This is a genomic window from Protofrankia sp. CiP1_Cm_nod3 (genome assembly GCF_982290655.1).
This window is the reverse complement of the sequence record NZ_CEVIVD010000151.1, coordinates 3815-11618: the sequence shown is the minus strand read 5'-3', so window position 1 is coordinate 11618 and position 7804 is coordinate 3815. Positions and strand designations below refer to the sequence as shown.

Genomic DNA, 7804 nt, shown 5'->3' with positions numbered 1-7804 from the left:
CCAGTTAAACGACAAGCTTAGGGCAGTGGCCTACGAGGCCGGGGGCACGTCCCCTGAAGAAAGCGGAGGTGCCGGGAGCGGGCTTGCTTCGTCCTCGGCTGCCGCATATGCCTTTCCGTATTCCCACTCGGCGGCGAGTCTCGATTCGTGCTCCGCTGCGATCGCACGGGTCCTTACGTACTCCGTCTCGTCATGGTCCGACTCGTCGTACGCGGCCTGGCCGGAGGTCGCCTCGGCCTCACGCTGCTTTTGGTCCTCCGCTAGAGCCGCGACCGCGACAATGGCTGCGGCGGCCGCCGCCAGCCATCCAGTGACATGGTTGCGCTTCCACCAGCTAGGTGGAGATGTGCCGCTTGCGAGCGCCCTCAGGTCCTTCATCGTCTTGGTGATGTCGCGGGTCAGCGGCCGGTTCTCTCGGCGCCAAGTAGACCGCGATGGCCTCCCTCCGGGGTACACCACCGGGAACGACGGGAGCGTGCCGCGAACCGTGCTTCCGCCCGACAAAGCGTCGTCACGCTCCCGTGCCGAACGGGCATCGTCGAGCTGTCTTTGCGTCACCTGGTCGAAGATCCGTGTGTTCTCACGTTGCTCGTCAAGACGACGCTGATCGTCGCGTGCTTGTTCGTACTGGTAGTCGGACATCGAAATCCTTCCCATCGGTAGTCCACATGCTGGCCGCGGCCGGGTCTGCGGGTGCGGGTGCGCGTGGTCTTCGTCTTTCGTAGCCATCAGATGTTGTAGTCGGTGGCGGAGAGGCCCAGGCCGACCATGGTGCAGTCGGGTTGGTTCTGCGACAGCGGGGCTGACAGCTGCACGGTGCCAACGCTCGAACCAGGGAACAAAGGACATATGGTGGAGATACGTGTGACTGCTAGCCCTGATTCCTGACGAACAGTACGTTGGACCCGGTGTCCTGGTAGGTCATCTCCTCTGCTGAGCAGTCGATGTTTTCGGGGTCGAGCTTTGAGAGGCTGGCCTGCTTCGGGCTGCCATGAGAGCCATCCAGCGCGAGCATCACCGAGATCGCGCCACTCACGGACGAGTACGTGAGTGTGCTGCCGCTGATCGAGTAGCGGAACGAGATGTTCCCAGACTCGTAGATCTCGTATAGCCGGTGGTCGTCGCCGTAACCGAGGAGCCTCGCGTCGAACTTGTCACTGCCCGTACCGTCCGGACGGAGTTCAACCGTGCGGGTGGCTCCGTCGTGGGCCTGGACGGTGACGGTGCCGGTAGCGCTGCGATCCCAGACCGACATGGGATCCTCCTCGTACCAGGAGCCGGCGTCCTCAAGGCTCCACAAGCCAGTCGCGCAGTCCGCAGCCAGCAGCGGAGCACCGCTCTTTGTGTAACGGTTCCCGCCGAGGGTTAGCAGTGAACCGCGAACGGACCATTTCACGGCGTCTCCGCCCTGGCAGTTCGCACTTGTGAAGTGGAATCGCAGCGTGTCGCCGGCAACGGAGACAGTGCCGGAGCATTGGCTGTTGAAGAGGTCGTTGGTGAGAGTATGAATGACCTTGCCGTCAGCGGTGAAGGAGTACTCGTTCGCCGCGCCATGCCCGGTGACGCCGGAGCCGACGATCGCCCAGTCGCCGACCAGGCTCGACGGTATGCTCGCCGACGCATCACTGTCAGTCGTTACTGAGGCGGCCGACCTAGTGGACGGAACATTCGTGCCGGACGGGCCACCAGAATGGCTGATTGTTGATGCCAGCCCGGCCGAGCTGGCGCCGCTATCGCTGTGGACTGGGGACGGCACTGCGGATTTTCCGCACGCAGCAAGGAAAGTGGCGTTGACGACCACCAGTGCTGCAACGCGGAGAACGAAGGATCTGTTCCGACATCGATGGGCCGCCCTCGGTGGAGTCTTCACTCGCTTTCTCCTCTTCTGGTTCGTGCATGCCGTGGTAGGCACGCGCTTTCACGGCGCGTGCTGCGGGGTGACCGTGGAATTCGATTCCCAATCGCCGTGTGCCCGCCGGCCGGATGCTCGACTTGGCTGCTTTGGCTACCTGAGACGCGGCCATGCTGGGCCTCACCAGCTCGACAGCACGACCGAGACGAGCGGAGCGTCGGGGTCACGGCAACTCGGGCAGACCCCGACGAGCAGCAGCAAGACTCTTTTGACCGTTCCGATGTTCGGAACCTGGCCCACCGCGGCGCGGCCGCAGTCCTGACAGATGTGCCTGCCGCAGTGGGGACAGCCCTTGATCTTGAGCTCGGGCCCGACGGTGCCGCAGGTGTCGCATTGGATCACTGCCGCCATAGCCGCTCCTTCGATCGATGCGTCATTTCGAAGCTACTGTCGGCGATGGTCGGCCGTCCGGTACCTAGGCGCGAACTCCGCGGCCTTTGCGTACTGGAGTACGTATTGAAGAACTCTGCGACACTGGTCGGGATGCGGCCGCTGCGGATAGCATCCGGCCATGACGCTTGCCTGGCCGTTCATCGGGCGCGCGGACCAAGTGCGCGAGATCGTCGCGACGCTGAAGCGCAGCGCAAGCCCGGGGCTGATCGTGGCCGGGACGTCCGGGGTGGGGAAGACCAGGCTGGTGGACGAGGCCGTCTGCGCCTTGCCGCCGCATTTTGTGACCGTCAGGATGCACCCGACGCGGATTCTGCATCGGATGTCGTTCGAGGTCCTCGACGCGATCTACCCAGCCGGGTCGTCACGGCGGGGGCCGCACAACACGCCGAAATGGGAGGCTGAACGGATCCGGCGGTATGCCGAGTCACTGACTGGTGACGGGCGGCTCGTGCTGGTCGTCGACGACTTGCAGTTCCTCGACCCGCAGTCAGCCGCCGCCCTGCACCTGGTCGCGGGCAAACCCCGGATCCACATCCTTGCGACGGTCAACGTCGACGAGCCCGCCGACGACGAGGTCAAGGATCTGTGGCGGGACCGGGTCCTGGTCCGTCACGATCTAGCCCCCTTGGGCGATCCCAATGTCAGGGACCTGCTGCAACGGGTTCTCGGCGGGCCGGTGCACGCCCGTACGGTCTCGGAGCTCCGCTCCATTACCGGTGGGAATCTCGTGTTACTGGAAGCGCTGATCACGGCGGGGAAGGTCGCTGGTACGCTCGGACAGCACGACGGCGTGTGGGTGTGGAGCGGTCAGCCCTTGTTGGGAAACTCGGCGATCGACACGTTGTCGGGCAGGTTCGAGCGTGCCGGAGCCGAAGCCGAAGCCGAAGCCGTCACAGTCTTGGAGTACCTGGCGCTGTCGGAGCCGATCGGCGTCACCGTCCTCGTCGCGCTGACCTCGGCCGCCGCAGTCGAAGAGGCGGAGGCCGCGCGACTGATCCGCGTCGAGCGGAACGACCACCGGCTGGAAGCCCGGCTCCAACACCCGCTGTATGCGACCGTCCTCCGGAAGGCCATGCCGGTCACGCGGATGGGCCGGATGTCCCGCGAGCTGGCAGATGCCGTCCAGACCCTCGGTGCTCGACGCCGCGGCGACCTGCTGCGCGTCGCACTTTGGCAGATGGACGGCGACCTGCCCGGCCACGCGGCCACACTCGCCGGTGCGGCACGGCAGGCGTTCGCGCTGTACGACTTCCAGGCCGCGAACCGCCTGGCTCGGGCTGCCCTTGCCGCGGGCGCGGATGCTTCGACCGCAGTCGATATGTCGCTCATCCTCGCCTCCTCCGGGCAGTGGCACAGCGCGATCGAAGTCGCGCGCAGCGCCTTTCTGCAGGCTCGATCGCCGCTGGAACGCGCCGCAGCGGTATACGCGGAGGCATTCGAGCTCGGCGTCGGGCTGGGAAAGCTCGCCGCGGCCGAAGCACGGCTGGACGAGGAGGAGGCGGCCCTGTCGGCCGAGCCTGTGCCACGCGGTGCGGACGGAGAGGAGGTTCAGGCGGCGCTGGATGAGATGGTGTGCGGGCGTACTGCGCTCTGGGGCTTCGCCGGGCGCGTCCACGATGCCCGTGATCTGGCGCTGAGGCATCTGGAACAGCGGGACCGGCAGCTGCTTCCCGGTCCGCGAGCACACCTGCAGACGGTCGCGGCCTGGATGCTCGTCCATGCCGGCTCCCTTACGCAGGGCGTCCAACTGGCCCAGCAGACACTGTCCGAGTGGCAGGGCTGGCGTGACGCGCGACCCAGCCTCGCCCCGTTCCTGGTCATGACGATCGCCGTCGCCGATGTGGTCGCCGGCCGTCCGGCCGACGCCGACAGCGAACTCGCCGCCTGGTCGGCGTTGGCCCCGTCCGGCGACTGGCCGGTGGCCGAGGGCGTGCTCGGCCTTGTCGAGTGCTGGTCGTCGCGGTTGCAGGGCCGCTACGCGGATGCCCTCGTCGTCGCCCGTGACATGGTGGCGCGTTCGCAGGATGTGCGCGGCTCGGCGCTCGGCGAACTCGCGCACTGCCACAGCCAGTTGGGCAACCATGCGGCGGCCGCGGCAGCCCTCGACGAATCGGAAGGCCTGGCCGAGCAGTCGTGGGGTATCCATGATTACGCCCACCGGTTCGCCGCGATCCGCCTCGTCATCCAAGGCGGGAGGACCGACGACGCAGCCCAGGCAGCCGAGGCCTTTGCACGCTCTGCGGCAGAACGCGGCGCCTATGTCGTCGCCGCGCATGCCTGGCACGAACTGACCCGCTTGAACGTGGTGCTACCGCCCGACGCGATCGAGGTCATCGGCAGAGTCGAGGGACCATTCGCTCAGATCGCCCTCGAACACGCCGCCGCGCTCGCGGCCGCCGACGCCGACAGCCTCCGCGCGGTGTCCGATCGATGGGCGGCCGCCAACTTGTGGCCCTTCGCCGCTGACGCGACCGGCCAGGCCGCAGCCATCCTCGAAGCCACGGGGCGCCCCCAGGACGCCGCCGTCGCCCACGCGCGGGCATCCCTGCTGGCCGAGCACATCGACGGAAGCCCGTCCCCCGCCGTACTCCGGGCACGGACACTCAACCTGACACCGCGAGAGCGCCATGTCGCGACGCTCGCGGCCGGCGGGCTGAGCAATCTGCAGATCGCGGGGCAACTCGAATTGTCCGAGCGTACCGTCGAGAGCCACATGGGCCGGATCTTCGCAAAGATCGGCATCAACGATCGCCACAGGCTTCGCGAGATCTTCGGACCAGCACCGAACCGTCCGCTGCCGGAATGAACGCGATCTTCGCAGAGGTAGTCCGGCCCGGCCGACGCCCGGTCCTGCCAGGGAAACCGCAGCGATCCTCTCCACATTGCCGAGATCATCTCGCGGATCGCAACGCCCGCGCTGCGAGCAGGACCATCCCGTCAGGCCGGCGCAGCACGACGCAGACGTTGACGACCGAGGTGTGGCGGACAGCATGCTGAGACACCGCGTTTCTCCCTTCACGTAGCCACGACGGTAGTGGCACCGTCTAGCCCCGTCTTCCGCACATGGGATTTCGATGCCTTGACCGGCCCGGTTTCCGATCAAGGTGGTCGGGTCGGGTCGACGCCGAGAATGGTGAGCAGGTGCTGGTGCAAAGCCGATGGGCGGGGGATGCAGGCGGCTTGGTCGCCCCGGGCGGGCACGAGGCGCAGCCTGCTCGGTGTGCTGAAGAGCAGTGCTCCGGTGGGGCGGGCGGGCCGACCGGCGTAGAGGCCGGGGATCTTCCCGTCGGGGCCGGCGCCGAGGCGGGCTTGGCGTTCGACCAGGCAGAAGATGAGCAGGGCCAGGCAGATCACGTGGATGAGGGCGTGGATCCGCTGGTCGGAGTGCAGGAACATCGGCGCGACCGCGAGCGGCCCCTTGAACGCGCCGTAGCGGCGTTCGACGACTTCCTGGCCTTTGTAGCGGGCGAGGGCCTCGGCCGGGCCGATATCGGGTGCCAGGTTGGTCAGCAGGGCGTACCAGCCGTCGGTGGCGGCCTCAGCGTCGAGGGCGGCCTGGTCGAAGTGCCAGGTCGGGGCCGGTTTCCCGGTGTCCGGGTCGGTGCTGGTGGTGGCTTTGAGGTAGCGGGTGACTCTGCTGCTTAATTCGGCTGGGTGTCGTGGGTGCGGCATGATCTCCTGTGCGGTCCGGGTCGCCTCATGGGCCGCGGGAGGTAGGGCACATGTCGTTGCAGCCGAAGGGGCTGCCGGAGATCCCGGCGCAGACGGTGGCGGTCGCGCGGGCGGCGTTCCCGCGGGGAACGTTGGCGATGCGGCTACGGGACCGCCTCGCCGAGGTGTTCGTCGACGAGTCGTTCACCCCGGCGTTCGGCCGGCGGGGAGCGCCGGGTCTGCCGCCGGCGGTGTTGTCGCTGGTCACGGTGCTGCAGTTCACCGAGAACCTGACCGACCGGCAGGCCGCGGCGATGGCGGTCCGCGCGATCGACTGGAAGTACGCCCTCGGCGCGGAGCTGACTGACACCGGGTTCGACGCGACCGTGCTGTCCCGGTTCCGGGCCCGGCTGGCCGGCCACGGCCTGGAACGGGTGGTCTTCGACCGGCTCCTGCAGATCTGCCGTGACCAGGGCCTGATCAGCGCCGGTGGCCGGGCGCGCACCGATTCCACCCATGTGATCAGCGCGGTGCGGGACCTGAACCGGACCGAACTCGCCGGGGAGAGTGTGCGGGCGGCGTTGGAGGCCCTCGCGGTCGCGGCCCCGGACTGGCTGGCCGACACCCTGGACATCGACGAGTTGGCGCACCGCTACGGCGAGCGTGTCAACGGGTGGACGATGCCGTCGTCGACGACGGCCCGGGACCGCCTCACGGTGGTGTTCGGCCAAGACGCGCTCGCGTTGTGCCGGGCGGTGAGCACGCCCACCGCACCCGGCTGGCTGCCCGAGATCCCCGCGGTGGCGTTCCTGCGCGAGATGCTGGTGCAGACCTACTACCTGTCCACCGACAGCCGGGGACGGGAGGTGATCGTGAAGCGGGACGCCGACAAGCAGGGTGTCCCGCCTGGGCATCGTCGCTTGGCCTCCCCCTACGACCGCGACGCGCGGTGTGAGGTGCCCACCGTTCGACGTGCAGCAGCGGTGTCGGCGAGGTCGGCCGGTTGGCGACCAGCGCGGCGATCACCTCGCCGTGGGTGGCCCGGTTGACCTTGTCACGCATCGGGGCGAGCCGGTCGATCGTGCCCGCGACATCGAGGCGGGCCAGGTAGTCACGCACGACGGGGAGCGCGCCGAGCGGCTTCTCCACGCTCGGTGGCCCGTAGTCCATCGCGACCGACACAGCCACGAACAGTCCTAGACCCGCCACTACAGATCACGGTCATCCAGACGTGATCCGAACAAGAAACCACGTACCTGTCTCACCGCACGCACGTGCGGAAGACAGGTTGAACCGGTGCAGCCACCGCCGCACCGTCTTGGGATGACACTCCAGTTCGGTGGCGATCTGTGTGGTGCGCTGGCCGGCCCAGCTGACCGCGATGATCCTGGCACGCAGGATCCAGTCGGCCGGGGCGTGCCGGGCACCCGCCAGCTGACGGATCTTTTTCTCCTCGGCCGGGTTCCGGGGTGGCCGTGCGGAGAGGAAGGCGGGCATGACGTGCTCCCTGGTCAAAGCGAGCTGATACCCCGGTTCGCCCGATCTACCCCGGCCTTGAGGAACCCAGCACTATTACCCGGCGGAGTGGCCGATGGCATGGTCTCGAATGCTCCCGTGGTCTTGACGATCCGCAGCCGCGACGTGCTCAGGTTGGCGACGGCGGCCGGGTCGGTGGGGGTCACCTCGGGGGTGGCCGAGCTGGTGAACAGACACGCCACACCGGCGCCGTGGACGCCGCGTTCCTGGGACGCCAGCCCCAGTGCCCAGGTCAGCCGGGCGTTCGCCCCTGGATCGAGCTCCGCAGGGGCGGTCCCGGCGATCCCGAACAGTCCGCACATGTACGCTCAC

Annotated in this window: 8 protein-coding genes; 2 read left to right on the top strand and 6 right to left on the bottom strand. The window is 67.8% G+C overall.

Annotated elements, in window-relative coordinates; translation table 11 throughout:
* Positions 1-30 precede the first annotated feature (30 nt).
* The 3 genes from AC5LUJ_RS20560 to AC5LUJ_RS20550 all read right to left on the bottom strand — a co-directional run bounded on the left by AC5LUJ_RS20560 (position 31) and on the right by AC5LUJ_RS20550 (position 2263).
* Entirely contained in the window at positions 31-642 is a 612-nt protein-coding gene (locus AC5LUJ_RS20560) for a hypothetical protein (protein ID WP_250284493.1), read from the bottom strand.
* A 229-nt stretch (positions 643-871) separates the two neighbouring features.
* Positions 872-1801 carry a hypothetical protein gene (locus AC5LUJ_RS20555; RefSeq protein ID WP_250284492.1) on the bottom strand — a complete coding sequence of 310 codons (930 nt, stop codon included), beginning with the start codon at positions 1799-1801 and terminating at the stop codon, positions 872-874.
* 231 nt (positions 1802-2032) lie between these two features.
* On the bottom strand, positions 2033-2263 hold the full coding sequence (locus tag AC5LUJ_RS20550; protein WP_250284490.1) for a hypothetical protein: 231 nt from the start codon (positions 2261-2263) through the stop codon (positions 2033-2035).
* Between the two features lie 160 nt (positions 2264-2423).
* Here AC5LUJ_RS20550 and AC5LUJ_RS20545 point away from each other — a divergent pair, with 160 nt between their 5' ends.
* Entirely contained in the window at positions 2424-5111 is a 2688-nt protein-coding gene (locus AC5LUJ_RS20545; protein WP_250284488.1) for a helix-turn-helix transcriptional regulator, read from the top strand.
* Positions 5112-5404: 293 nt separating this feature from the next.
* Here AC5LUJ_RS20545 and AC5LUJ_RS20540 read toward each other — a convergent pair whose 3' ends face one another.
* Positions 5405-5977 carry a hypothetical protein gene (locus AC5LUJ_RS20540; protein WP_250284486.1) on the bottom strand — a complete coding sequence of 191 codons (573 nt, stop codon included), beginning with the start codon at positions 5975-5977 and terminating at the stop codon, positions 5405-5407.
* A gap of 50 nt (positions 5978-6027) precedes the next feature.
* Between AC5LUJ_RS20540 and AC5LUJ_RS20535 the strand changes: the two genes are divergently transcribed.
* Positions 6028-7005: a transposase gene (locus AC5LUJ_RS20535; protein WP_250284483.1), complete on the top strand. Its 978-nt coding sequence runs from the start codon at positions 6028-6030 to the stop codon at positions 7003-7005.
* A gap of 172 nt (positions 7006-7177) precedes the next feature.
* On the opposite strand, the gene AC5LUJ_RS20530 is transcribed toward AC5LUJ_RS20535, so the two are convergent.
* Both AC5LUJ_RS20530 and AC5LUJ_RS20525 read right to left on the bottom strand, forming a co-directional pair.
* Positions 7178-7453, bottom strand: a complete 276-nt coding sequence (locus tag AC5LUJ_RS20530) for a helix-turn-helix domain-containing protein (RefSeq protein WP_250284481.1) — start codon at positions 7451-7453, stop codon at positions 7178-7180.
* A gap of 14 nt (positions 7454-7467) precedes the next feature.
* Positions 7468-7794 (bottom strand): hypothetical protein, encoded by a 327-nt coding sequence (locus tag AC5LUJ_RS20525; protein ID WP_250284479.1) that lies wholly within the window; start codon positions 7792-7794, stop codon positions 7468-7470.
* Between the last annotated feature and the right edge of the window lie 10 nt (positions 7795-7804).

Coding starts and splice junctions, on each gene's coding strand:
- AC5LUJ_RS20535 (WP_250284483.1), top strand. CDS start 6,028: ATGTCGTTGCAGCCGAAGGGGCTGCCGGAGATCCCGGCGCAGACGGTG.
- AC5LUJ_RS20545 (WP_250284488.1), top strand. CDS start 2,424: ATGACGCTTGCCTGGCCGTTCATCGGGCGCGCGGACCAAGTGCGCGAG.
- AC5LUJ_RS20525 (WP_250284479.1), bottom strand. CDS start 7,794: ATGTGCGGACTGTTCGGGATCGCCGGGACCGCCCCTGCGGAGCTCGAT.
- AC5LUJ_RS20560 (WP_250284493.1), bottom strand. CDS start 642: ATGTCCGACTACCAGTACGAACAAGCACGCGACGATCAGCGTCGTCTT.
- AC5LUJ_RS20550 (WP_250284490.1), bottom strand. CDS start 2,263: ATGGCGGCAGTGATCCAATGCGACACCTGCGGCACCGTCGGGCCCGAG.
- AC5LUJ_RS20540 (WP_250284486.1), bottom strand. CDS start 5,977: ATGCCGCACCCACGACACCCAGCCGAATTAAGCAGCAGAGTCACCCGC.
- AC5LUJ_RS20530 (WP_250284481.1), bottom strand. CDS start 7,453: ATGCCCGCCTTCCTCTCCGCACGGCCACCCCGGAACCCGGCCGAGGAG.